At 36.0% G+C, this 24,272-nt stretch carries 27 protein-coding genes; 17 read left to right on the forward strand and 10 right to left on the reverse strand.

The genetic code is table 11. The annotated features are described in order from the left end of the window. Positions 1–244: 244 nt before the first annotated feature. From Q9R36_RS14015 to Q9R36_RS14025, 3 genes are all read right to left on the reverse strand, one after another. Positions 245–586 (reverse strand): DUF3221 domain-containing protein, encoded by a 342-nt coding sequence (locus Q9R36_RS14015; RefSeq protein WP_311225369.1) that lies wholly within the window; start codon positions 584–586, stop codon positions 245–247. Between the two features lie 12 nt (positions 587–598). After that, positions 599–1,114: an immunoglobulin-like domain-containing protein gene (locus Q9R36_RS14020; RefSeq protein ID WP_311225370.1), complete on the reverse strand. Its 516-nt coding sequence runs from the start codon at positions 1,112–1,114 to the stop codon at positions 599–601. A 722-nt stretch (positions 1,115–1,836) separates the two neighbouring features. Further along, complete coding sequence (locus Q9R36_RS14025) at positions 1,837–2,424, reverse strand: hypothetical protein (RefSeq protein ID WP_311225371.1); 588 nt, start codon at positions 2,422–2,424, stop codon at positions 1,837–1,839. Between the two features lie 418 nt (positions 2,425–2,842). Between Q9R36_RS14025 and Q9R36_RS14030 the strand changes: the two genes are divergently transcribed. The 4 genes from Q9R36_RS14030 (at position 2,843) to Q9R36_RS14045 (ending at position 4,918) form a co-directional block, all read left to right on the forward strand. Then, entirely contained in the window at positions 2,843–3,256 is a 414-nt protein-coding gene (locus Q9R36_RS14030; protein ID WP_311225372.1) for a hypothetical protein, read from the forward strand. A 362-nt stretch (positions 3,257–3,618) separates the two neighbouring features. Further along, complete coding sequence (locus Q9R36_RS14035; RefSeq protein ID WP_311225373.1) at positions 3,619–3,810, forward strand: hypothetical protein; 192 nt, start codon at positions 3,619–3,621, stop codon at positions 3,808–3,810. 524 nt (positions 3,811–4,334) lie between these two features. Further along, the gene (locus Q9R36_RS14040; protein WP_311225374.1) at positions 4,335–4,556 is read left to right on the forward strand and encodes a hypothetical protein; all 222 of its coding nucleotides are present in this window, start codon (positions 4,335–4,337) and stop codon (positions 4,554–4,556) included. After that, on the forward strand, positions 4,556–4,918 hold the full coding sequence (locus Q9R36_RS14045; RefSeq protein WP_311225375.1) for a type II toxin-antitoxin system PemK/MazF family toxin: 363 nt from the start codon (positions 4,556–4,558) through the stop codon (positions 4,916–4,918). The genes Q9R36_RS14040 and Q9R36_RS14045 overlap by 1 nt, the downstream gene beginning before the upstream one ends. Before the next feature lie 470 nt (positions 4,919–5,388). Here the strand turns inward: Q9R36_RS14045 and Q9R36_RS14050 are convergent, their stop codons facing one another. Next, positions 5,389–6,030 (reverse strand): hypothetical protein, encoded by a 642-nt coding sequence (locus Q9R36_RS14050; protein WP_311225376.1) that lies wholly within the window; start codon positions 6,028–6,030, stop codon positions 5,389–5,391. Between the two features lie 521 nt (positions 6,031–6,551). Here Q9R36_RS14050 and Q9R36_RS14055 point away from each other — a divergent pair. The 7 genes from Q9R36_RS14055 to Q9R36_RS14085 all read left to right on the forward strand — a co-directional run bounded on the left by Q9R36_RS14055 (position 6,552) and on the right by Q9R36_RS14085 (position 12,096). Beyond that, complete coding sequence (locus Q9R36_RS14055) at positions 6,552–6,845, forward strand: hypothetical protein (protein ID WP_311225377.1); 294 nt, start codon at positions 6,552–6,554, stop codon at positions 6,843–6,845. A gap of 155 nt (positions 6,846–7,000) precedes the next feature. Then, positions 7,001–7,912: a hypothetical protein gene (locus Q9R36_RS14060; protein ID WP_311225378.1), complete on the forward strand. Its 912-nt coding sequence runs from the start codon at positions 7,001–7,003 to the stop codon at positions 7,910–7,912. A gap of 221 nt (positions 7,913–8,133) precedes the next feature. Continuing rightward, complete coding sequence (locus Q9R36_RS14065; protein ID WP_311225379.1) at positions 8,134–8,310, forward strand: hypothetical protein; 177 nt, start codon at positions 8,134–8,136, stop codon at positions 8,308–8,310. A gap of 16 nt (positions 8,311–8,326) precedes the next feature. Beyond that, positions 8,327–9,616, forward strand: a complete 1,290-nt coding sequence (locus Q9R36_RS14070; RefSeq protein ID WP_311225380.1) for an abortive infection system toxin AbiGii family protein — start codon at positions 8,327–8,329, stop codon at positions 9,614–9,616. 228 nt (positions 9,617–9,844) lie between these two features. Then, positions 9,845–10,543 (forward strand): ATP-binding protein, encoded by a 699-nt coding sequence (locus Q9R36_RS14075; RefSeq protein ID WP_311225381.1) that lies wholly within the window; start codon positions 9,845–9,847, stop codon positions 10,541–10,543. After that, the gene (locus tag Q9R36_RS14080; protein ID WP_311225382.1) at positions 10,533–11,084 is read left to right on the forward strand and encodes a transposase; all 552 of its coding nucleotides are present in this window, start codon (positions 10,533–10,535) and stop codon (positions 11,082–11,084) included. Before Q9R36_RS14075 ends, Q9R36_RS14080 begins: the two co-directional genes overlap by 11 nt. 307 nt (positions 11,085–11,391) lie before the next feature. Beyond that, positions 11,392–12,096, forward strand: a complete 705-nt coding sequence (locus tag Q9R36_RS14085; protein ID WP_311225383.1) for a hypothetical protein — start codon at positions 11,392–11,394, stop codon at positions 12,094–12,096. A 277-nt stretch (positions 12,097–12,373) separates the two neighbouring features. Here the strand turns inward: Q9R36_RS14085 and Q9R36_RS14090 are convergent, their stop codons facing one another. Continuing rightward, positions 12,374–12,682, reverse strand: a complete 309-nt coding sequence (locus Q9R36_RS14090; protein ID WP_311225384.1) for a hypothetical protein — start codon at positions 12,680–12,682, stop codon at positions 12,374–12,376. Between the two features lie 483 nt (positions 12,683–13,165). Between Q9R36_RS14090 and Q9R36_RS14095 the strand changes: the two genes are divergently transcribed. Then, positions 13,166–14,395: a multidrug effflux MFS transporter gene (locus Q9R36_RS14095; protein ID WP_311225385.1), complete on the forward strand. Its 1,230-nt coding sequence runs from the start codon at positions 13,166–13,168 to the stop codon at positions 14,393–14,395. 236 nt (positions 14,396–14,631) lie between these two features. Here the strand turns inward: Q9R36_RS14095 and Q9R36_RS14100 are convergent, their stop codons facing one another. Next, the gene (locus Q9R36_RS14100; RefSeq protein WP_311225386.1) at positions 14,632–14,919 is read right to left on the reverse strand and encodes a hypothetical protein; all 288 of its coding nucleotides are present in this window, start codon (positions 14,917–14,919) and stop codon (positions 14,632–14,634) included. Between the two features lie 1,151 nt (positions 14,920–16,070). Between Q9R36_RS14100 and Q9R36_RS14105 the strand changes: the two genes are divergently transcribed. Beyond that, entirely contained in the window at positions 16,071–16,658 is a 588-nt protein-coding gene (locus tag Q9R36_RS14105) for an ArsR/SmtB family transcription factor (RefSeq protein ID WP_311225387.1), read from the forward strand. Between the two features lie 62 nt (positions 16,659–16,720). After that, positions 16,721–18,007, forward strand: coding sequence for an MFS transporter (locus Q9R36_RS14110; RefSeq protein WP_311225405.1), 1,287 nt, complete (start codon positions 16,721–16,723; stop codon positions 18,005–18,007). Positions 18,008–18,051: 44 nt separating this feature from the next. On the opposite strand, the gene Q9R36_RS14115 is transcribed toward Q9R36_RS14110, so the two are convergent. Both Q9R36_RS14115 and Q9R36_RS14120 read right to left on the reverse strand, forming a co-directional pair. Beyond that, the gene (locus Q9R36_RS14115; RefSeq protein WP_311225388.1) at positions 18,052–18,981 is read right to left on the reverse strand and encodes an LpxL/LpxP family acyltransferase; all 930 of its coding nucleotides are present in this window, start codon (positions 18,979–18,981) and stop codon (positions 18,052–18,054) included. Then, positions 18,968–20,062 carry a ThiF family adenylyltransferase gene (locus tag Q9R36_RS14120; RefSeq protein WP_311225389.1) on the reverse strand — a complete coding sequence of 365 codons (1,095 nt, stop codon included), beginning with the start codon at positions 20,060–20,062 and terminating at the stop codon, positions 18,968–18,970. Before Q9R36_RS14120 ends, Q9R36_RS14115 begins: the two co-directional genes overlap by 14 nt. A gap of 417 nt (positions 20,063–20,479) precedes the next feature. On the opposite strand from Q9R36_RS14120, the gene Q9R36_RS14125 reads away from it, so the two are divergent. Continuing rightward, positions 20,480–21,766, forward strand: coding sequence for a helix-turn-helix domain-containing protein (locus Q9R36_RS14125; protein ID WP_311225390.1), 1,287 nt, complete (start codon positions 20,480–20,482; stop codon positions 21,764–21,766). A 16-nt stretch (positions 21,767–21,782) separates the two neighbouring features. Continuing rightward, complete coding sequence (locus tag Q9R36_RS14130; RefSeq protein ID WP_311225391.1) at positions 21,783–21,914, forward strand: hypothetical protein; 132 nt, start codon at positions 21,783–21,785, stop codon at positions 21,912–21,914. 391 nt (positions 21,915–22,305) lie between these two features. Here Q9R36_RS14130 and Q9R36_RS14135 read toward each other — a convergent pair whose 3' ends face one another. Further along, the gene (locus tag Q9R36_RS14135; RefSeq protein WP_311225392.1) at positions 22,306–23,280 is read right to left on the reverse strand and encodes an alpha/beta hydrolase family protein; all 975 of its coding nucleotides are present in this window, start codon (positions 23,278–23,280) and stop codon (positions 22,306–22,308) included. A 312-nt stretch (positions 23,281–23,592) separates the two neighbouring features. On the opposite strand from Q9R36_RS14135, the gene Q9R36_RS14140 reads away from it, so the two are divergent. Next, positions 23,593–23,958, forward strand: a complete 366-nt coding sequence (locus Q9R36_RS14140) for a hypothetical protein (protein ID WP_311225393.1) — start codon at positions 23,593–23,595, stop codon at positions 23,956–23,958. Positions 23,959–24,090: 132 nt separating this feature from the next. Here Q9R36_RS14140 and Q9R36_RS14145 read toward each other — a convergent pair. After that, on the reverse strand, positions 24,091–24,272 hold a 182-nt coding region (locus Q9R36_RS14145; RefSeq protein ID WP_311225394.1), incomplete at its 5' end, for an IS3 family transposase.

Consider the following 24,272-nt stretch of genomic DNA (forward strand, 5'->3'; position numbering starts at 1 on the left):
CAACTTTGTCCACGAGACGGGAATGTGATGATTCGGTTGTATTTCATCTCTTATATTTTATTTTAAGTTTAGGGTGCCTGTCACTCCCCGCAAGTAGTTACTCCATTGAATAATAGGTGTTTTACAAATTCCTCCTTGTTCTAAACTGTCCTTTTGTGGAATAAGAAAAGCTGCCTTGTTCAGCAGCTGTCTTGTTCGAGCTGATATAATAATTTAAAACCGTGTCGGGTGGGCATCCCGGATTTCATTTTAATATAAAAAGAAACGTCGCTTCATCTTCACTTGGAGCAGTTTCATAGGCCCTGCCATCAGAAAACACTCTCACTTTTTGGCCGACCTTGAGATTCTTTTTTATAAAAAATGGAATGCGTTTAGTGTCGTAGAAAGTCCCTCTGAATTTATAGATTTCACTTAATTCCTCTTCCGTTTTCCCCTGAATGCTCTCCCCGGAATCCCCGACAAGCCATATGTCATTCTCGAATACACCAATGATATAGCCTGTATGAGTGCTTTTGGCTTCGGTGAAGATGAAGATGCCAATACCTATGGTTGCCATCAGGCTGATGATCGTTATCCATTTTTTCATCTGATTGACCTCTTAATTTTTTCCGCCAATGGTTGTGACGTTAGCAAGTATCACATCTTCCTGGTTCTTTTCTTTAGACTTCAACACTTTTACCAGTCGATACTTTCCTTCACTTTGGTAAATATTCTTATCACCAGGGACTTTGATTTTTTGATGATAGCTGCCTCCAGGTCCTAAATAGGCTGTTTTTCCATCAATAGAAGACTCTTTAGGAAGCGGTACCTCAACCCATACTCCATCTGCGAATCTTTCAATAGTATACTCCGGGCTCACCAAATATGTTTGATTTCCATCATTGGTGATTCCAAGCATAGAATACTCGGGAGATGGATAAATCGCTTCAATTGTAACCCTCATGGTGACGTTTGTATTCTTATCGAATTCCGTTAATCCGCCGTACTTTGATTTTTTATTTTGTTCTGTGGTAACTTTCTCTATTTTAATATCATGCTGAGAAATTGATTCTTCCTGTGCAGTACAGCCGGTTAATAAAAGCAATCCTGACAGCAAAATAGCAGCTCTTTTCATATTTTATGCCTCCTTTATGGATTAGACGGACTTCTATTAAAAAAGATGCAGAAACCTAAGGTTTTGGTGCCTGTCACTTCCCGCATTTTCTTGTTTCACAAATGTATTTCAAAGAGGGATGGTTGATGTGTGGTTTTTAAATAAAGTTAATGGTGAGTTGACCAAAATAGGGGGCCTGACCCCACATTCGATGAAGGGCTAAAGTATTTGTATGAGATCTAACCATGGCCACATAAACTGACTAGGTCTGCCATGTTTGTAACCGGTGTTTGTATAGGGATGGCCAAGCTATGCGATTACAGTTATCAATAGTAAAATGCACTTCAGCATTACTCATTTTAGTAATTCTGAAGCGCTATTTATTTGCATATTTTTCGGTATAATGACGGTTCAAGGTGTCCGCATTGGGGCTGGTTTTAGGTTCCTGTCACTGTCACTCCCCGCATTAGATGGAATCTAAGTCCCTCTTCAGGAAAGCCTCTCTTTATTTAAGAATCGTACTGAATATATATAGAAAAAATTAAGCAAATTAACGTAGCTATCATTCCTTTGAAATTATGAACGATGGATAAGTTAGTAGGAAATCAGTATAAAGTACCAGTGAAGTGAAGTGCGTTTGACTAGTATTAAAGCAGAATAATTTGTAGTTTATTCAAATACTTGAATTTTATTATTTCTCATGATAAACATAAGGGTTCAATAAAGGTTAATTAGTTTAAGTGTTAATCTACTGATAGTGTTATGATAGCTGGAACACCACCATTGCGCCATTCACGCTCCATCATTTTTACAACATAAAACTTCCCATCTACTTGAAACACTACTGTAATAAGGTTGGCTTGACGCTGTGCTGGGATTAATTGTTCATCTTTTACATTTTTTTGATATTTATACTTTATTGGATTTTCTAGAACAGAGTAATCTGCAAGATTTAAATAATCGGCTAACTCAACTTTTGCACGCTGTGTATAGTTTTCCTCTTTTTGAAGTTTCTGTTCATGTTTTTCAGTTGCATACATAAAAATAATAACTGCAAAAGCAATCCAGCCGATCAATAAAACAAATTGAAATCCACCAAAATTGAACTCACGCTCTTTCTTTCTTGGATTAGTAGGTGCATCATTAGTAATAATAACTGCATTGGGAAATTCCACATTAAATATTTTAATAGCTTCTACATAATTTTCAGCTTTGATATAAGTCTTAGAACGATTTTTATCGTTAACTGAAGGATGAAAGAGTATGCCGTACTCCTTAAGTTTTTTTTCTTTAATAGGTTTTGGTAATTCAGTTTTATCATAAAAGCCCATGATTTCACTGCTTCTTATTCAGAGAGTAATTGGAGTTTTATTCCAATTGTATCATTGGTTCCTCAATAAAAAAACTCCCCTAAAAGGAGAGCTTTATCATTTTTTACTTATGCCCAGCGAACTTTTCATTGAAAATTGGGATACAGATCCCACAGTGAGTGAAGCGCTAAGGTGAATGATGTGCCACTTTATCGGGAAAATTGATGGTACTGAGTATTTAGTGCCTGTCACTTTCCTATTTTTGTTGATACTTTTGCTTTCGACCATAATAAAGATTTTTACTTATCCGTGGCGGTGCTATCGAACCCTATTTTATGGGGAGAATCAAGGACAAAAGTATCATTTAAAAACAATTGAAATAAAAACATAGGAAATATATACTGTATATAAAATATATACATGAGGAGACATCAAGAAATTGATTGCATCTATAAAATCTTGGTTTAGTACCATATTAGGAATGTTGTTGTTATTTGTGCTAATCGGAATAATTATTAAAGGGTGTCAGTTTGTTGATCAATTAATAGGTAAAGATGAGGAAACAGAAGAAATAAAACAGATGATAATTGTGAATGGTCAAAACGGAGTTATCGTACAGGATACATTCTTTTCATTTAATAAGGAAAGTTATAACGAGCTTAGTAGCTATATTGTTTCAAGTAATACAGAAGCAATCTCACGAATGATGGCTAATGGAAGAGTTATCGCTATAAACAAAGGTGAAGTTGTAACAATGATTGATTCTGGATATACTACTAGTTTAGTAGAAATTCGGTCGACAGGAGAACGTGGTTATATAGCAGCAGAAATGGTTAGATCTAGTTTAGATTAAGTTTAGTATCTTGATTACAGCCAGTTTAAGGTGCCTGTCACTTCCCACAAAAAATAATAAAAAATCATTTGAGTCTGCTTATTACCGTAAAAGCTGCTGGGCTTATTTTTGAGCATTCTTAAATACATCTACACTTCTTAGTAATCAAAACTACATTTTGGTGATGACGAAAAGGTACCGGATAATTAAATTAAATGAAAATATAATATGGTGAAGAAGTAATGTAGGAACCCACTGATTTGGTTGATGAAGCCGCTTGGTGGGCTTTTTTTGTTGTTAGTAATGTCTAATTTTGAAACAAGCCTTTCTACTGATATGGTGAAATTATCAAATAGGTCAGATTTTATGAAGGAGAATGGATAATGGAAGTAACTATCAAACTTACACCAGATGATATACAAAATATAAAAGCTGATATTGATGAGGCAACTCAACTAATTAAACATTATGCTATCCAATATAAAGGGCAAGAGGACTATGACCATCTAGGTGACAGTTGTATTATGTCAGTAACCAATACAGTCAATACAGTCATTAGGAAATCGGGGGCCTGACCCCACATCCAGTGAAGTATTAAAGTGTTATTTATTAATGTTCCACTTTATTTGGGAATTGATGGTATTAGTTGTTTTAAAATTGACGGAGTCACTATCCAAAATGGTTGAAATCGGGGGCCAGACCCCACATTCAGTGAAGGGTTAAAGTGTTAGTTGTAAATGATACTCTACTTTATGCATAATATCAGCCGATGAAATGTACCATCAATGACATTCCATTTACCACTTAGTGACAAGTAATGTACCAGGCGTGAGGGTTTAATCAAATGTTTGATTAATTACATATAACTTTGCTTTGCAGGAAAAGACAGCATGAGGAGTTGTAAATCATTTTTACATATCTTTAGGTAAATCATTAATATTATTTGAGTATGATGTATATTTATTCCAATTATTTGACTGCTTAATGCTTAGTTAGATAAAATATGCGTAAGTAGCACGCTTCATTTCATCTTTTCACATATACTGTTTATAACAACTAAGTAGAGGTGCTGCAAATGAGTAGAAGGAGGGTAAAGAAAGTGGTTAAGTTAGCAAGGGCACGTGTGGCAGGAAAAGTTGCAAGAGGCCATAGCCTTAGAAGAAGAGGTATGAGTATAGAAGCAAAAAATGAGTTCTTAGCCAATCAAATCGCTAATACTGCCTTTAGTAAACAGACAGAGGCACTTAAGGTAAGTAAAGATGGAATTGTCACCAATGCAGATTATAGAAATCCAAAGCATAGAAAATGGATGGAAGACTAATGAAGCCAGGGGATATTTATGATGTTGTCTTTCCATACAAACCTCCACTTCCGCCGGACGGCACATCTTATAAAGTGCGTCCGGCTTTAATTATCTCAATTTCTCCAAATGGGACCGCTTTAGCCCTTACGATAAAGATTACGGGTTATGGTCCGACTCCCAAGTTTCCTAACCGCATTAGAATTATAAGCTGGCAGCATGCAAAATTGGACAAATCCTCCTATGCTAAAATAGATTCAGAGGAATATTTTGATCTTGAGGACGCGGAAACATACCGCGGAACGTTGAGCCCTAAAGATCTGAATAATGTCCTAACAGCTTATATTCAATTAAAATCAAGCACCAAATCCACGAAACAATAGATTCATATAGGGGGTCTGAACCCACTTTCAAGTCCTTATTCATATTCAATAAAGAATCAAAGTGTAAGAGATTTAATTTAGGAGCCCTCGTAGGGAGAGCGGGGCCTGACCCCACATTCGGTGAAGGGCTAAAGTGTCGGTATAAGGTTTGATTAAGATCTACAAAATCCCATTTCGCCATGTAATACTACCATTGCTCTTACCAGGTAACGTTAAATTGCATTCCTTAAAGAGGGCGGGGGGGGGGAATGAAGCAGTTAGGTGCTTCTTTTATCTTTGAGTTGGGTGAACGCTTTATTTTACAAGATAGCTCCTTTAATATCCGTTTTAGTGAATACGAGCGAAAAGGCTCTTTCGTAGGCTTTCAAGTATACTCGAAGGGCCCTCCTTAAAGTGCAGCAGAATTTTGCTATGTTTGTAGTTAGTGCTTTCCGGTAATTTTAACAGAAAAAAGAAGGCATTTAGCCTTCTTAATTTATATTGCTTGATGATTCTAACCGTATTAATTTTGCATGGTCAGGTGGATTACATAATAATTCATCTAGAGCATCATAAATTGCCTGTTTTGCAGAAATATAATCATTTTTAATCCAGTCGCCTCTAATACGAATTACAATCATATCTTTTTTTTCGAAACATTTATTTTTCCTGGCGTCATTGTGTTTACAATGCAAATACCAACCCATCTGAAGTCCATAGTTTGCCCATCTTTTTATTTCGTCTTCACATAGTTGTTCAGAATTCTCCTTATATAAAGGGATTCTAGGCATGTCTGGATGGTTAAGCCCACCATCTACTTCAACCACTATACTTCTACCGAGTATTTGAAAAAATTCAAATACCATGATATCCGCAAAAAACCCGTTTATATATTCTTCAAGTTTCATATCAACAGGCTTATTTTTATTCTTGCCTGTTTTTTCTCTCCATGAATTGATATAAGCAGCAATGGTCGCAAATACATTCTGTGCCTCTACTGTTGGAAAAGGCTTATACTTATCATGGAACTTCGCCAAACATGACCCTTTTAGTACCATTCTGGCAGCTAAGTTATCAATGTCCATTAAGGAATTGATGTTTATTTCTTTCACATTTTCAATATTAAATACCATTTAATTTATCCTCCATTTAACAACCACGGAGGTGAATTAAGACTTCTTGTTCACTATAGTAGTCCTCGGTTTTCTCTTCTCGCTCTTATGTATATTCATTTTACATATTATTAGAACTAAATATTTTAAGATCAGGGGGCAAACCCCATATTCTACGTTCCTTTTTGAAGGAGGGATTTAATGCCCAGGCAGCTTTAATTTGGTATCCAGGTGCCATGTTGTAATCGTCAACCCAAAAGTTGACCATGTCGCTCATGTAAAAGTTGACCACCCTCTTGTTAATTCGGGTTTAGGTGCCTGTCACTCCCCGCATTAGAAATGAAAAAGGATGAAGGGGTTAAGGATGATATTAGGCAAGCGTTCAGAGACCATGCCCCTGATGACAACGAACGAAATAGGATAGAACAAGTTAAGGAAGAGATGCAGCAATTGTATTATCAGCTATACGATACGGTAGAGGAGGGTGAAAAGCATGGTGGAGATCCAAACCAGATAAAGGCTATAACGGACAAATTGTTGAGTTGCAAAATCAGATTTATGAATTTGAGGACAGAGAACAAAAGGGTCATGAAGCGGAAAAAGATCTAGCATGGTTTCTGGAGGAATTAGAAGGCATTCAGGATTTTAAGCCAGATAAGGAGCGGATTGAATTTCGGCCAGATATTTTTAGCCGAATTGTTGAAAAGGGAGAAATTCATCCTGACGGAAGGATTGTCTACGATTTGAAGTTTGGTATGCAGCTGACCGCTACGGGGAATGAAAAGATGGCATGGCGGTTGAGGAAGAAAGGAAAGCCTTGTAAGAAGAAAAAGTGAATAAAGTAAAACGGACCCACTGAGTAAGCATATGGATTTACCATACGGTTACTTGGTGGGTTTTTTGTGTCAGGAGTTAACCGTATTCCTTGAATTTGTGATATGGTAAAATTATCTAAACAACCTGTCCTTTTGGGAGGCAATTAATATGTACAATGTACAATGTATCCAATGATAAGGCGATAAAGATTGGTGCAACTACTTTTGCAGAACTGAATTACAAAGAAAGTGATATTGAAGAATTGCTTAGAAAAAATATCGATATGATATGTGATGAAGAAGAATCGATGCTCATTGTTGGCAAGCAAGTTAGAAACGCCCAGCATGGAATCAGTGATCTTACTGCTGTTGATAATAAGGGGAATATTGTTTTAGTTGAGATTAAAAGAGATCGTAAGGATATCGAAGGGAGAAGAGAGGCTTTTGAATTTCAAGCCATACGATATGCAGCCAGTTATGCAACGATTGAGGATCCAGAGGATTTGGTTAATAAAATATACGCTCCATACATCGAAAAATATCGTAATGAATTTGAAGAGAGCTCCTTAACTAGCGCCGAGCTTGGGACTAGAAAACTGACTGAGTTTTTGCGGGAAAATGGTGCGGAAAGCAACTTTAATAAGAATCAAAAAATCATACTGGTAGCTTCCGACTATGATGAACAAACTTTATCGGCTTTTGCTTGGCTCAATAGTAATAATGTTGATATCAGTTGTATTAAAATGACACCGTACAAAATTAACGATCAAGTGTATATAAACATTGAAAAGGTTTTACCATTAAGTACATATAAAGATTACTATGTGAATTTCTTAGACAGCCCAATAAAAAGTAGTTCGCAGAAAAAAGGCCTCACACGGAGAGCACTGCCTAAAATTAATGAATTGCTCGAATGGGGCGTGGTTGAGGCCGGTGACACGATCGTTGCAAAAGGACGGGATGATGAGGGCACCCTTTTGGCTAATGGGAACGTTGTGGTTAATGGCGAAGAAATCTCCATGCAGAAATGGTTAAAGGAACTATTTGGCTGGTCTAGTATTCAGACTTATGTGTTTGCTGTTCATTAGGATACTGGGAAGACACTTTCACAGATACGTGAGGAATATATGGAGAGGGAGTAAACATTTGATGTTCATCTTAAATAGTGAAATAGAATCTTTACAACTTTATCAATTAGTGGTTTATTAGGTCGAAATTTAAATAAATTTATTGTTTTAAAGTTTTGGGAATTAGATTAGAAAGCCTTATCTTTGGTTGTAATGCTTTCTATTTTTCAGGAGGAGTTTTCATGGAGATTAGTAATTTAACAGATGTATCCACTTTCGAAGGAGCGGTATTCGCTGGAGTTTTAGCCGGTTTAATCTCAGGATTTATTTTGGGGTTTTTCACAGGAAAAAAGACCAGCAAAAAATCTAATATAAAAAACAAAGGTAATCAAAATACATTTAACGTTAATAAAGATTGAAGGTCGGTGATATAAGATGTTGAGGAGGATTAAAAAGTCTATAGCTAAAATTAAAAATAAAGGAAACAATAATACTTTTTACGTTAACTCAGTAGTCAATACTCAAGACTCGTTTAACGAATTGCAAAAATTGATTCGAGAAGGTAAAACTAGTGAAGCAGCTGATTTATTCTCTGGATTAGTGAAGGGAGCATCAGCTCAACATCCAGCCTTTCCTCACTGGAGATATGGTATAGAAATCCATCCTGAGAACGGATCTGTAACACTTAGTCATATACCTAGCTCAAAAGATGCTTTAAAGTCCCATCCTCTAAAGGGCAGTGTAGACGTTAATGTACCAGAAGAAATTAAAGCGAATTTTAAAAACTGGGGAGAATTAATTAGGTATTCATATAACACCCAGACTACTTTAGAATTTGATGCAACCTCATTTGAAACTTGGATTGGTAAGGAGTTAATTGATAAAAAAAAGGGAGAAATTAAATTAAAGTTGATTCCTCAAAGTTTTCCACCTCCATCTCCGATGCGTTTATACACATCAAATGGAACTGTATCATTTGACTATCTTGAAATCGGGGTAAGTAAAATAGAGGATAATATCATTTATATGGATAATGCTCAACAAGAAAACAACATAGTAATGGTTCAATTAAAAATCAATTTACAAAAAAGAGGAATTGATTTAAATATTACTCTTAATAAGGAGCAGCATAATAAAGTCAAACCAGAACTTACATTTATGAAATTTCTTTATGAAGCAAAAAATAACCCTTTCTCCTTAAAGGTTCTAAAAACAGATAGTAATCTATTTATTGCTAAGAATTGGAATGTAGATATAGGGGATGAGGAAGAATTTAAAAAAACTATAGAATTCTTGGAGAGATTAAATAAAGTAGAAGAATACTTTGATGTTGAATTTACATTGCCAGAAAATATTACAATAAAAGATGAAGAAGCTCTATATATACTGGAGTGCGTCATTAACGATACAGATGTTAAAGGTACTTTTAAAAGTACATCAATTATGCTTGATAAAGTAAATGAAGTAAACGAATTTATCGAAGTGATGGAAAATAACCCCAATGGGAGTGAAATGACTGTTGAAATGCTGGAGCCATTTATCACTCTGTTTGGTACTACGATAAAATTTGAGAAATCAGTTGCTACCTATGACGCTGTTAGCATTAAGGATTTTGAAAGGTTAAAAAGTAAGGCTGAATATATGATGGATGGTGAAACTGTCAAGATAGATTTTGAATCGGGTGAAAAAAACACCATAACTGAGAGGTTTATATTCAAAAAATAAAAATCAATATTTGTTTTCAGTAAATTTTAAATAGCGTTGGTATATTTTTAGAAGAACTTATTCTTTCATATTTATTGCGTCTTAGCTCATTACCATAAAAAATTGGTGGTGGGCTTTTTTGTTTGCCTTCATTTATAAATATATCTAACACGCATATTATCTATTCTTACAAAAATATCATTATATAAAGATAAAAAATAGGAAATAGATACAATATATAGTGTTTTTATGTTGGTTATAATTATATATAGTTTTTTATCTTTCTCGAATCATGGGGTCTTATTTTTAGATGAGATGGCAGAATTTACGAAGAAAACACTGGATATGCTGCGGCAGCCGCTCGAAACAGGGAAGGTCACGATCAGCCGTGCCCAGATGACGGTCACCTATCCCGCCAGGTTTCTTCTGCTTGCCGCCACTAACCCTTGTCCATGCGGCTATCTTGGATCCCATACCAGGTATTGCACATGTACACCCAGGCAGGTTCAGGCCTACCAAAGCCGTATCTCGGGCCCTATTGAAGATCGGATTGATATTCTTTTATCCCTCCTGCACATCCCCTTCCATCAGGGAAGACCGGAAAGCAATGAATCCTCTGAGCAGATTCGCAATCGTGTGTCCATGGCAAGAGAGCGGCAATATGAACGGTATGGGAAAATGGCAACCAATTCTGCTGTGCCAGTAGAAATGTTCATGAGTATGATCTCCCTGTCAGAAGGACAGAAGCGCTTTTTACATAATCTTGCCCAAAAGCAGCATTGGAGCAACAGGGTCCATATGAAAATGATCCGCCTTGCAAGGACCATCTCTGACTTAAGGGGAGAAAACACCATTTCAGACGAATCTTTATGGGAAGCCGTTACCTTAAGGAAAACCCATCAGCAAAACCAGACTGCGAAGAAAGGAAGCTGGAAGCATGGGTCGTAAACCGAGAGTATGGAACAGCAGCCGATTCTATCATATCGTATGCCGCCGCAATCATCGCGAAGCTTTGTACGTCTGCCCTGGGGACTACAAAACCTTTCTCTATATCTTAAGCAAAACCCATCAAAACTTCCCCTTTGAACTGCCCGCCTATTGCCTCATGACCAACCATTTCCACCTGATGCTCCGTTCAAAGGAACACTCTATCTCGAAAATCATGTCCCTGGTCAATAAACGCTATGCCGACTACTACAACACCCGCTATCGCCTTAAAGGCCACCTATTCGAGAAACGCTTCTACAGCCATGAAATCACCAATGATGAAGGCATTCTGCAAGTCAGCCGCTATACTCACCGAAATCACCTGGAAGCCAGAATGGTCCAGAATCTCGAAAACTATCCGTGGAGCAGTTTTCCTTTCTATATGAATGTCGGATCTCCATTGCCTGATTATATAAACAAAGGTATCATTCTTCGGTATTTTGGAGGGAGAGGAGTGGGAGTATGGGGAGTATTGTTTGGGGGAGGGTTAGGTTGTAAGTAAAGAGAATTAATCAAACAATTGATTAACAACGCCCTCCATGAAATCATGAAAAATACAATACACATTCTTCCTGTAAAAGCGGGGGCCTGACCCCACATTCGAATGAAGTTTAGGAATTATACAAAGGCTGGTTTGTTAAGAATACCATCTTTTGTTAAGTATATATCTTAGACCTTTTAAGGGTGGCTTTTTTTATGCTTAAAAAGGGAGATATAAAAAGAATCTACTTTAGTTTTTAAAAAAAATGTATAATTGTACCTATGTTAGATATTGCAGTTATAGATAGTGGGTTGGAGGAAGATACAGAGTGAAAAAGATAGACGTTGTACATTTGGTTTATTTGAGTATTATTTGGTTGTTGATAACAGCCTTTATTGCAGGTGTAAGTTTTTTAGAAGATACCAATGTGGTTAATGCATTTTCCATTGCTTCTGCTTGTATTTCCATAATAATTGGTGTAATAGCAATATTTATTACTATTTATCAAGGCCTATCGCAGGGCTTAAGTGTTCAAAAAATAAATGAATCTGCTGAACGTGTAGAAATTGCAACAAAGAGATTAGAAAGTTTTGAGTTTGAAAAGATTGATCAAAAGATGGATAAGATACTTGATTCAATGAGTAATGATTTTAAGCCTAGTTCAGAACCGCCAATTGACAATGATATTGAGATTTCTGTTGATGCTGTAAAAAAAATCTTTATAAAGGCAAAAGTTGATATAACTTTTGCCTACTACATAATTAATTCTTACAGAAAAGATATAGATTTAGATATGGTGGGTTTTTCCAAGATCTTTGTTAACAATATAAACTTATATAGAGGCTCATGTATTGAGTATCTATCATTACTAAAAAGAGCTGGTTTATTATTGTTTGAAGGGTCGCCAACGGAGAATTATATAAAAATAATTAAAGTAGATGAAAAATATATACAAGCTTTTGAAACTGGAAGAAGTAATGAGAGACCAGTTAGGCACCAGGAAAAAATAGATGATTTACTAAGAGCTGACTAAGCATCCTTTAAGGGTGCTTTTTATTTTGCTAAGTAGATGATTAACCCCATGACTGAATACAAAACACAGTAGAAGCGCACGTTTTACGGCAGAGGACCGTAGAAAACCGGGGGCCGGACCCCACTCTCCGTGAAGGGTTAAGGTTTTGTAATCACGGCTGCAATAATATATTCCGCTGGCGATGTGTTTGTTGCAAAATAAAGTGCAGAACTTTGCAAAGTAAAAATGCAGAGCGATGTAAAGTTTAGGGTGCCCAGTCACTCTCGGGATTTTTTTTTCACGGAATGCCGACTTTCTTCGTATATCTACCTTGAGGAGGGTTTCTAGGAATCTCTAATGCATGTTGTCTTATATATGAATCAACCGCTCCCATGCTTTTGCACTCCCACTTATGTACTCTCCTATTGTATCTCTTGCTTTCTTTTTCAAGATATACAAAACCCAGCTCAGTAATTGAACCATATAATTTACTCTTACCATAAATAATAAATTCTCTGTCTGCTTTAAAAGAGTAATTTAGATTATATCGTTCCAGTAACCGCTCTAGTTCCGTTTTACTGTCTACAAAAGCTGTATGAATATCCATTATTAATACTCCCTTCTCTTTTTCGTTCATCATATAATGGTTTTTAATTTCTTTCCAATTTAAAGTAAAGAATAAAGGATACGAGAAAAAATCCAGTTGGATTAGGTGACTGTCTTTTGTTTACAGCAGGTTTTAAGGAGCTCCATCATTTTGAGTGGCAAGCAGGAATGGAGGAACTTGGCATCCCGGTTACACTTTGAATAAACGGGCAAATAATCAAACGTTTGATTAATAGTATCATTGCGTACATTCGTTAAGCCTCTAATGCTCATTTCCTTGATGGAGGGGATTCTTTTTTTGGAGAGCCACGGGTACAGGTCCCTTGGCTCTTTATTTGCTGGTCCAGAGCTATTAAATAAAAAAGGTTACCAAAAAAAGTAAAATTATAACATTGCATATTTAGTGAAAAACCCTGCATAAAGTTATACAATTACAAAGGTATTATCAACGATTAATCTACTTCATTAGAAAGGCGATAGAAAATTGAACTTATCAAAGACTAAAAGAGTACAGCTAGCTTTTCTGTTGGGGTCACTGGCCATTTTAGGTCCATTTACGATTGACACGTATTTGCCTTCATTTCCTACTATTGTAAATGATTTTCATACGAATGCTTCGCTGGTTCAAATCAGTTTGACCACTTGTTTATTAGGACTGGGATTAGGTCAATTAGTTATAGGACCTATGAGTGATGTGCATGGCCGCCGTAAACCATTGCTCATCTTCCTTACTTTGTATTTTTTATCCTCTGTCACCTGTGCCATCGCACCCAATATTTATACATTGATCGTTTCCCGTTTTATTCAAGGCTTTGCAGCTGCAGGGGGACTGGTCATCTCAAGAGCCATTGTACGGGATTTGTTTAGCGGGCGGGAACTTACAAAGTTTTTTGCTTCTTTAATGCTGGTTGGAAATCTTGGTCCCATTATCGCGCCAATTATAGGCGGGGCCATTCTAACGTTTACGAGTTGGAAAGGAGTTTTTATTGTCCTGGCTGGTATCGGCATGATTTTCACATTCATTGTTACTTTGAAACTTGAAGAAACGCTGCCAGCTGAAAAACGGGTACCGGGAAATTTCAAGCAAGTCATCGGGAACTTTGGCATGTTATTAAAGGACCGTGAATTTGCGGGATATGCCTTTACACAAGGATTTACAACAGCCGGGATCTTTGCATATGTGTCAGGTATTTCTTTTGTCTACCAAAACATTTATGGAGTATCCCCTCAAGTATTCAGCTTCTTATTTGGCGTAAACGGAGTGGGCTTAATCATTGGGACTCAACTGGTTGGCCGATTAGCAGATTATATACCGGAAAAAACATTCCTGAAAATTGGACTGGGGCTTTCCAATTCAGCTGCTATTCTTTTGCTGATTGCCCTTTTACTAAAGGCACCGCTGCTGCTTGTAGCGCTTCCTATTTTCTTTTTAGTCATGTCCATCAGCATTATTGGAACAGCATCATTTTCTCTCGCGATGGAAACAAAAGGGCATGTGGCCGGAAGTGCATCTGCTTTATTAGGGGTGCTGCCGTTCCTGCTTGGTTCCATAACAGCTCCACTTGTTGGAGTAGCGGGTGAGTACTCTGCTCTTCCGATGGGGATTATTATTTTGGCTGCGAGCTTGTTGGCTTTTTTATCTTACTTTTTGTTAGTTCGGAAAGGCTCAATGCATCAAAAAGGGCCAGACGTATCTGTGCATAATAACTTGTAATATATAATCTTAAAAACACCTTTCTGCTCGGTAACGGATCGAGGGGGAAGGTGTTTTATTTTGGTGTTTTGAGCCAAGGGGACAGGTCCCTTGGCCCGGAATATCGGGGCCTGTCCCCACCTTCGGTGTAGTGTTAAAGTACCCGTATGAAGGCTAATTGAATTACAAAGCTGGGGGAATAAGTTGCTATATTTTTTTGCCCTGCTTCACATTCTCATTACTGGTCTTAGATGCCGTCAACTGCTAAGTCGAAGAAGCAGCTCACAGGTCCGTTCAATCGCAGTCAAATCCATTGTTGGCAGACACACCCACCTTACCGTGAATTGAACAGCAAAAGCAGCGCTTTTTGCTCTCGGGACTTCATCTGAGATGCTCTTGTTATTGTTTTTATTCTTTCTTTTCTCTCTTTTATTTCTTTTCTCTATTATGTATGCAGGTTTGATTCGCGAGTCCTTCATGACCGATTCACGACCAGGCAGCAATAAGAATCTAACCATCACAGACTCATTCATACTAAGCATCATAAATAAAAAATCCATGCGGAAACAGCTCTGCCGTAATCAGACAGAGCTTCTCCAGCTGTTTTTCCAGCCATATTATCAAAAGAAGCGAATGGCTATAACAATTCCACTTGTATACGTTAAAAACCAGAGGTCCTCCCACAGTAAATGAATAGAACGGACATACTGCCCCATATTTAGGACAAACTTCCCAAACGGCACCTATTCTTACTATTACAGCACTCTTTAGAAGCAAATATAACCATAAGTCCTCCACACGTTAAAAAACATCACTCCAACGAACCTGTCTTTCAAACTGAGTCCACCCTTCATTATCTTCATTCCCAATCACTCCTATTTGTTTGTTCACCTTTTATATATGGAATTGAATAGGAATTGGACATGGTGTGTGGGAGATTTTTTATGAGTCGAAGTGAGCCAAAGGGACAGGTCCCTTTGTCCAATAAAAGTGAGCCAGGAGACCTGTCCCCATGGCTGTTTTTAGAAAATATCGGGGGACAGACCCGGCATTGACAGAAATAGCAGTGCGCTTGGGGGGGATGGGCGGTTAATTAAACGTTTGATTAATTCTTCTTCGTTTGAATAAGGAAGGGCCAAGGTCCTCTTTGTTAGCGGGGATGCAAGGAAGTGGAGATGGCTTCTTAGAGTAATTTTTTTTGACGAAGGTACTTGCAATAAGAAGGGGAGATGTAAGCTGCAGGATGAGTGGACCACTACATTATTCTTCATCTATACATAGATAACAGAATCACATCACTTCTCATAAATTAAAAATTAATATCCAAAATGGAAGGGAAATTTTCCATTCGATGAGAATCACTGTACATATAGCAATCAAAGGGAACTTGGCATGGGTGTCAGGTTCTTTTTTGTACTGTTTAGTCTGTGGGCTTAATAAAGATAGGAATGTTAATAATTCACAGCCCATTATTACTCTTCTTTAATCAAACCTGGTCAAACGGATTGAATGTATTGGCCTTCCAAGTAATGCTGGGGATGAGCTATTGTGTATGACTCCGTGTACAGGGTCAAAGATTAACAAAGTATGTATATGCTGTGTTCAGGAAGTTAAAGAAGAAATATCTAATCTAGACAATTTTTCCCAAAGTGGTATAATACAGTTAAATAAATTTTACCGTTGGGAGAGCTACACAATGGAACAAATTATGCTAATAAAAAATAGAGATCAACTTAAAATTATAAGTGATCCCCTAAGAGTGAAAATCCTTATGTTATTGATTGAAAAAGAGTATACTGGTCAGAACATTTCTGAACTGCTGGATATTTCTCGTGCAAAAATTCATTACCATTTGAAAGCTTTAGAGAAAGTCGGTTTCATCAAATTAGAAAGAACTGAAGAGAAAAACGGGATTATGCAGAAGTTTTACAGAGCTGTTGCCAAATCTTATCTGCCTGGAGAAGATTTATTTCCTTATGCCCAGGAGATCAGCTCGGCAAACAGAGTAGCGCTTTTAAATACTATGGATCGAGTAAAGGAGAGACTAATGAAAGCTCCAGATCATGCATTTTACGAATTCAATACATTAATGCCTATCATGATACAAAGCGAGATGAAACTCACAAAAGATAAGTTCGACTTAATATCAAAAAAAATGAATGACTTATACTCTGAATTAAATGAGTTAGAAAAAATGAGTCAAGACGATCCAAATGCAAATTGGTATTACTTCGGAAATTTTGGTTTCGAGGTTGCAGAACCATTTTTCGGGGAGAAAGAATAATTTTTTGTGTAACGGTTAATTTTTTTTACTCGGTAAATTTACTTAACTAATGGGAGGTCATGATGAAACTTTTAAGGAATTATAATTTCACTATTTTATTCTTAGGGAGAATGGTAACCAATATTGGAGATAGTTTATACACCATTGCAGCAATGTGGTTAGTTTATGAACTAGGGGGCTCTACTTTTTATACAGGGTTAGCTGGATTTTTAACTATGTTACCCCGGTTATTTCAATTTCTAACAGGTCCGATTGTTGATAGATATCCATTAAAAAAAATTCTAGTCATTACACAGGTGATACAATTAATTTTAATTTTAACTATTTTAGTGATATACACTGCAGGATTTCTAAGTGTTTTTATCCTTCTGATCATCATGCCAATCATTACATCTGTTAATCAGTTTGTTTATCCGGCTCAAACTGCCTCGTTACCTAGAATTGTAGAAAAGAAACAATTAGTTCAAGCAAATTCAATGTTTTCGTTTGCCTATCAAGGAATTGATATTGTATCTACGAGCCTCGGTGGAATACTAATAGCATTGTTTGGTGTTATGACTCTTTATATTATTGATTCAGTAACATTCACGATAGCACTTTTATTGTTTTTGTCTCTGAAAATTCCACATGAAGATAAATTCGAGAAGGATGCTGAGTCGAATACAGAAAAGCATACAAGGGTTAGTAGTATAAAATTTCATTTGAAGCAATATACGAGCAGTTTGAAAGAAGGATATAATTTTGTGAAAGGCTCCATTATTTCTAAGTTCTTTTACGGCTCTATTGCTGCTAATTTTTCTTTTGGAATAGCACTAGCCGTATTACCTGCTTATTCAAGTGACAGGGGAGGCCCAGAGCTTTATGGTTACTTCCTGGCAGCATTTTCAGCTGGTTTTTTAATAGGTGCTTTCTTATCTAACTTTTTAAAAATACTTCCGTTTGGTAAAACCGTTGTTTTCTCTTTCCTTTTAAGTGCTCTTTTATGGATCAGTTCTGTAATCGTCCCATCAAGTATGTTATCAATCATTATTTTTGCTCTAGCCCTGATTCCATTGGGAGCAGCTGAGGTTACTATGGCTGCTGTTGGCCAGCAGATCATTCCCCAGCAGTTTTTAGCCAGAACGTTTTCTCTAATTTCAAGTATATCAGCTTCAGCAATGCCGTTAGGTTCACTGTTAGGCGGATATCTAGGGACAATTATGAATCCTTATATCACATTTATTATAGGAAGTTTAGGTATGTTAACAGTTTCTATTGTCTGGCTTGTTATTCCCCAGTTACGTCGTATACCTAAAGTTGATGAAATTAAAGCAGAAGATTATATAAGTATAAACAAAGAACTGGCTTAGATAATAAAACAGACAGAGGTAACATTCCTCTGTCTGTTTTGTATTTATATGGGTGAGGGTAATCCGTTATGATGTTCAACAATGTAATCCCAATAGAATTGTTCCGGGTAGGTTTTAACCCAGTTCTCACCTTGGTTGAAAAGAAGCTGCAAAAACTGGTGTTGAGATTGGTTGTCAGTGGTTAACGTCTTACCTACCATAAATCTAAGACGCTTACTTTTCTCATCCCAGGCGGAAGCAATAGGTAAAACATTAGCATTGAATTTTTTTGCTAGCACATAAACCCCGATTGGAACATCTAATGTCCCCCCTAAGAAGTTGACTCTTTCAAAATCCTGGTTAATACCATAGGAAAATTCAGGGAACATAATACCGGTAGAACCTCTTAATATTAATTTTGCAAACTTTAGAGGACTTGTTTGGGAGGGAATAGGTACCATTGTAATATTATTAGATTCATCTAGAAATAAATATTCCTCTCTCCATTCATCAATTAACTTAAATTCCGGTTTATTAACCATACACACTGTTCGGCCAATATACTTTGAGGCAATTGCAGCAGTAAGAGTATGAACACCTATGTGAAACGGAGCCAAGATTATAGGAGTGGAAGATGTTTTCTCTTTTGAAAAGATATCTTGTAAATTATCCAGGTCATCAGGATCGATTACTTCATCAATATTGTCATTGTATAACGCAATAGATAGGTAGATCCAAAGCAGCCTTTTATTATTTGAGAATGCATAATAGTTTTCACTGATTTCTTTGGACAGCAGATGAAAGAATGGATAGTGATTCTTTAATAGGTATGTTAATTCGTCTTTCTCATGCTGTTTAACTTCTTCTTGATTCTCCGAAAGTAATATTTTCTTAGTGAAATCCATTAAAAGCTGTCGATCCTCTGCATTTTTAAAGGGCATCGATTTCCATATTTTATTGAACTTTATTAGATTTGAAAAATCAATTATAGACATTTATGTTCTCCTCCTTATTAATATGAGCACACTGACTGCATTCTGTTTTTTTGTTTCCATCACGCCAAGTGAAGGCCCCTGATAGTAAATCAAAATCCCCCATTCTATTTTGCAGAAGAGGTTCCCACAACTTTGTTATCACAGCGATAATATCTGAGACAGTGAAATTAGCAAGGATGCTAACCAAAGGATTAAATGAGCCTGAAACACCTGGTATAACTAATTGATGATCTTCCAGTTCATGCTGCGATTCAATGATACTATCAAAGCATTTCCAGCATGCGGTATCTCCCGGTATAATGGTTGTACCTGTACTTGTCGAATGTCCGTGATATCCTCCACCTACAATGTGTGGAATTTGTTGCTTGGTTAAGAAAGGAGTGACCCATTCAGCCAGAGTATCAACAGACGGTTCGTCTGCACACATTGCTACTATTGAGCATGTGCTTAGAACAGAAGTTATTTCAACTGATAGTTCCTCTGTAATAAAGAAAGGCAATGCAGTCACATTTGTTTTGTATTCTCTATGCAGCTCGTCGGCAAGTACTTCAACCTTTTTCTGACCTACCTTATCAATTGAATAAGATTGGTGTGTTAAGTTATGACTACTAATAACATCTGGGTCAATTAACACAAGGTTTTTCACTCCCATTGATGCTAATTCCTTTGCAACTTTCATACCCACTCCGCCACAACCCACTATAGCCACTTTAGCTTCACTCCAGGCTTTAGAAGCAAGAGCGACTTGATCTAAGTTATTGGATTTAGATACGAAATAGCTCCATAACCTGCTTTCTTCTTCTTGATCCCAATAGACATTACCTGATATGACTAGCCCATTTTCTAGGAGGGTATTTAATGTAGAGTCAATTACTTCATTTGGAACGGAATTTAACTCTCCCCATGTAATAATTTCATCATATGAACGAGTTCTCTTTATGTAGTCTAAAAAATTGACGAATGCTCCATCATCGATCTGCTCGAATCCTATTAATTTATTTCGGTTTAGTAACCTGCATAAATATCCGTTCAGAGTTTTTGACACTTGCACATCACGCTGTAATAACCAATATTTACCCATTTATATCCTCCTTCTTTTAAAAATAAGGGCGATTCATAAAATGAATCGCCCTCCTGCACTATTAGCATTTTTTGTTGTCTTTTAGCTCAGTAACGAATAGAGTTTTAATCATTTGAATTCACCTCCACTTTCCTAAGAAAATATCCTCAGTTCATTTTGACTTTTGAATATTTCCCTTTGCTCAACTTAATTATATATACTTTGAAAATTATTTGTATTGAGAAAACTACACTCGTAATAAGCCAATAAACCTTGGATTTCTCTACTTATTTCCTAAAAAATCAAAATTATCCCATTAAGTTAGGTAATTTATAGTAAAATTTAGTAGCGTTGAAAAATATACCTGTTCATTTATAAAATAATCCATGTTTTCTAAGATATTTTTCTCAATACTAAAAGGAGCTGCGATAAATTAATATGAAAATAGAACTAGATTATTCCTCACCTAGTAGAATTGCGAAATTAATAGCTTTTAAAAGAATAAGCTTAAATATCACTCAAGAAGAACTCGCAAATGGTATTTGCTCAATTCCTTATTTGAGTAAGCTAGAAAATAATAAGTTAGAACAGCCCAATAAAGACACCATACATTTACTTTTAGAAAAATTAAATGTGAATTTATCCAGCCTCGAGAATACTCAGCTAGAAATTCAAGAGTTGATTGCTAACATCTTTATTTTCATAAATAAAAAGAAAGATCAAGAAGTAGAGGTGTGCTGGTCTAAATTAGAAAAATTAATAACCGTTACCGAGGACTCTTTTTTAGCTCCATATTATTTACTTATTAAACTGCGTTATTCATTGTTTAAAAAAGATGTTAAAAATGCAAAACTAAACAAACAAGAATTAGATAAATTCCGTAAAGTATTCACACCAGACCAGACATTTTATTACTATTACTTTACCGGATTATTTTATTCTTTAGATAAAAATCTAGAAGCAGGCATTAGCTTTTTTGAGAAAGCCATATCTTTCAATTTATCTGAAAATCTGAAATTGGATAAATCTTATCTAATATATCATCTTGCTCTTGCACATAGCCTCAATAAATCTGCTGCATTAGCACTTCAATATTCAAAAGAAGCCCTGGAACTGTTTCAGAATGAGATGGAGTTTATGCGGGTGATTGATTGTCATATTTTAATAGGAATTAATTACACCCGAACAAAACAATATCAAAAAGCATTGAATCATTATAATAATATTTTGAAACTCAGTCTTCAGTTAAAAGATGATTCTCTTATCCCTAAAGTCCACCATAATATAGGCTATCTATACTCCAGGCAAAAGATCAGTGATATGGCAATTGAGCATTATAAAAAAAGTTTACATAGCAGAAAAGAACAAGATGATAATTACTTAAATACAATTTATTACTTGTCGAAAGAATACCTAAAAATAAATGAATTACAGTTAGCTAAATACTTGCTTGAAGATGGCATAAGAATAAGTTTAGCTGCTAACAAAGAAATAAATCATAATTTTGTAAGACTAAAAATGTTATTTCTATCAATAGAAGATCATTCAGAAGACTACCTGAATTTCATTAATGATTCAGCAATTCCTTATTACAGGGACAAAAATGATCTTACTAATTTGGTTGAGTGCTATAAAATAATGGGTGATATCTACTATGATTTAAAGCAATATAAAAATAGTAGTATTTACTATAAATTAACAATTGAAAATTCGAAAGAAAACTAAGGATGGGGGATTTAAATTGAAAAAAAAAGCGGGCGCTTTACTAATTAGCATTCTAACTCTAGTTGTATTAACGATATCATTCTTGTCACCTATTGATATTGAAACTTCAGGAGAAGTTTATCCATACGAAGAGCATCCAGAATGGTAAAGCGATGAGTTCTGACTGAATTAACGAATGCTTGAATACCTAAAAAGCCCTTCTCATGTGAGAGGGGCTTTAACCTTACTCGATCGCCTTAGAGATGAATAGGAAAGAAGATACCAACTTGTCTCACCAGGAAAGTCTGGAAGAGAAACGTCGCCTTGCATATGTCTTTATAACATTTGTAAAGAAGTGTGTTTATCTATCTTCACCTAAGACATGAAAAAGCAAGTGTCACTAATTCTGCTTTAAGGATTAGGAATTGAAGAAGGGGAGAAAAACATGTATAAGCCCCTTATCAATTTCACTGAATGAAAAGCAGTATTAGTAGGAAATTGCAGATGACCGAGCAGCCACTCGAAGGCGAACGAGTATAGAATAATATTAAAATAAAAAATTAATGATAAGTAGAAGATTTAAGGTATTTCAAACTGTGATACTCCACAATCATGTTATATTTATTAAAGACCCAATAATCAATTAGATTGAATGCTAAACTGGTTGGAAAATATAAGTTAGCTGTATAGTAAGGAATACCTTTGTTTACCGCACCCTTCACACCTACATACTCTATCTTGTCATCATGCATATCATAAATACTATTTAACCACTCATTATCAATAAATAAATTTTTGACGTCTGTATTATAAGTGCCTTTAATATTTGCATTCCACTGAGTAGATCCCATCTGGGCCTTTGATACCGGTAATGCATTAAATGTGTAGACACCACTAATCTTATCCTTTTTGATTGGGCCACGATTTGTAAAAGGTTCGATATTAACAAGGGATCTGGCAGAACGGACATCTAGATAAGTTTTGGATGCCAACCACCCGCCTAAAGAGTGCCCTGTAAAATACCACTTATAGTTCTGGTATGTTGGATTTTGTAAATAGAGCCAGTTAAGGAATAGATGAGCATGGTAACTCTGTGCAGGCGGATTTTCATTTAAGGATACTAATGCGTTTTTCGCATCAGAGTGTTCTTCATCATCTTGAGTTCCAGCAAAAGCAATAAATACCTTTCCTTCAGGCGAACCAGAGGAAGGTTTTTTAACAACTGCTAAAGCCTTGAATCCACTTTTATCTAAACCATATACCGGTTTACCCATTGGATGATTTGGTTGAGTATTAACATCCACAGAAGCTATGACTTCATATTTATCATCTCTACCTCCCCCGTGGTATTTGTTAATATATGCTTTAATATCATCATCGGAACTTATACCGACTTTGTAGGCCTGGTTTGATAAATCAAAGTATAATCTACTAGGATTATCAGTATAACCCGCTTGTACATTGTTTGTATCCACTAAAGTGACTGATAATAACAAAATCATGGAAAACAAAGCAGCAATACCTTTTTTAAACATTTGTCTTTTCCCCCTTTTTTTAACACAAGAGAGATTATCTACTAGTTTGCTAAGTAATTCAATTGGTTAAGTAAAAGTTATTTTTGTTAATTTTTACCTATAGCATCTTGAGACCTGAGTGAAAAGAACTTCTTCGTAAATGGTAGGAGCTACTCGATAGGAAAATTTTGCCAGAAGGCTCTTCTTTATCCGCGGAACCGGGCAGATAAGGTAATATGAATACAACCTGGTAGAACACTGTGAACTATAGTTTACAAGTTGCTAACCTGTTATTTTGTAGTAAAACAATATTTATGATTTTAAGGAGATAAAATGAAATTTATAGACTGCACTGATGAGCAAGTAAAGGAATTAAAGGAATCAAAGAATTTAACATTAAGCTGGAGAATTCCCGTTGAGCCAAAGGTCGTAGAGATGAATGGTGAAGTTGTAGCTTTAATTGATTTTTCTTTTGGAGGAGTTTACGGTCCAGATAGCATAGAGATAGATAACTTTGAAGTTTTTGAGAAAGGGGAAACTACTGGCAGCAAGATTATTTCGGCTCTTAAAGAGATGTATAAAAACAAGATCATTTCTTTGTATCCTGATAATGAGAGGTGTAAGAAGTTTTGGCTGGAGCACGGGTTTGTAATAGAGAACGAGGGGGCTGATGTAGAAAGAATGGTATATAGATTCTAATAGCGGTGACAGTGGTCAAGCCCCTTAAAAATGGACACTAATAAAAATCGGTTATTTCTATAATGAAGAGCAGAGAAATTAGCTAATTTCCTAAAAAAGTGTATAGAAAATAAAGCTAGAACATCCTATTTTTTAAACAGCTTGGTCAAATAATGATAAATATTCTTTAGGGGATTGATAGCTCAATTTCTTTTGTATGCGCTTTTCGTTGAAGTATTTTATGTACTTGAGTAAATAGCTTTCTATTGTTTCTAAAGAGATTAAAGGGAAGAAGCAGGGCATTTCGACTTTGAGTGTGGAGAAAAAGCTCTCTG

Origin of the sequence: Bacillus sp. AG4(2022) (assembly GCF_031844465.1) — a bacterium.
Classification (GTDB): Bacteria; Bacillota; Bacilli; order Bacillales; family Cytobacillaceae; genus Bacillus_AB; species Bacillus_AB infantis.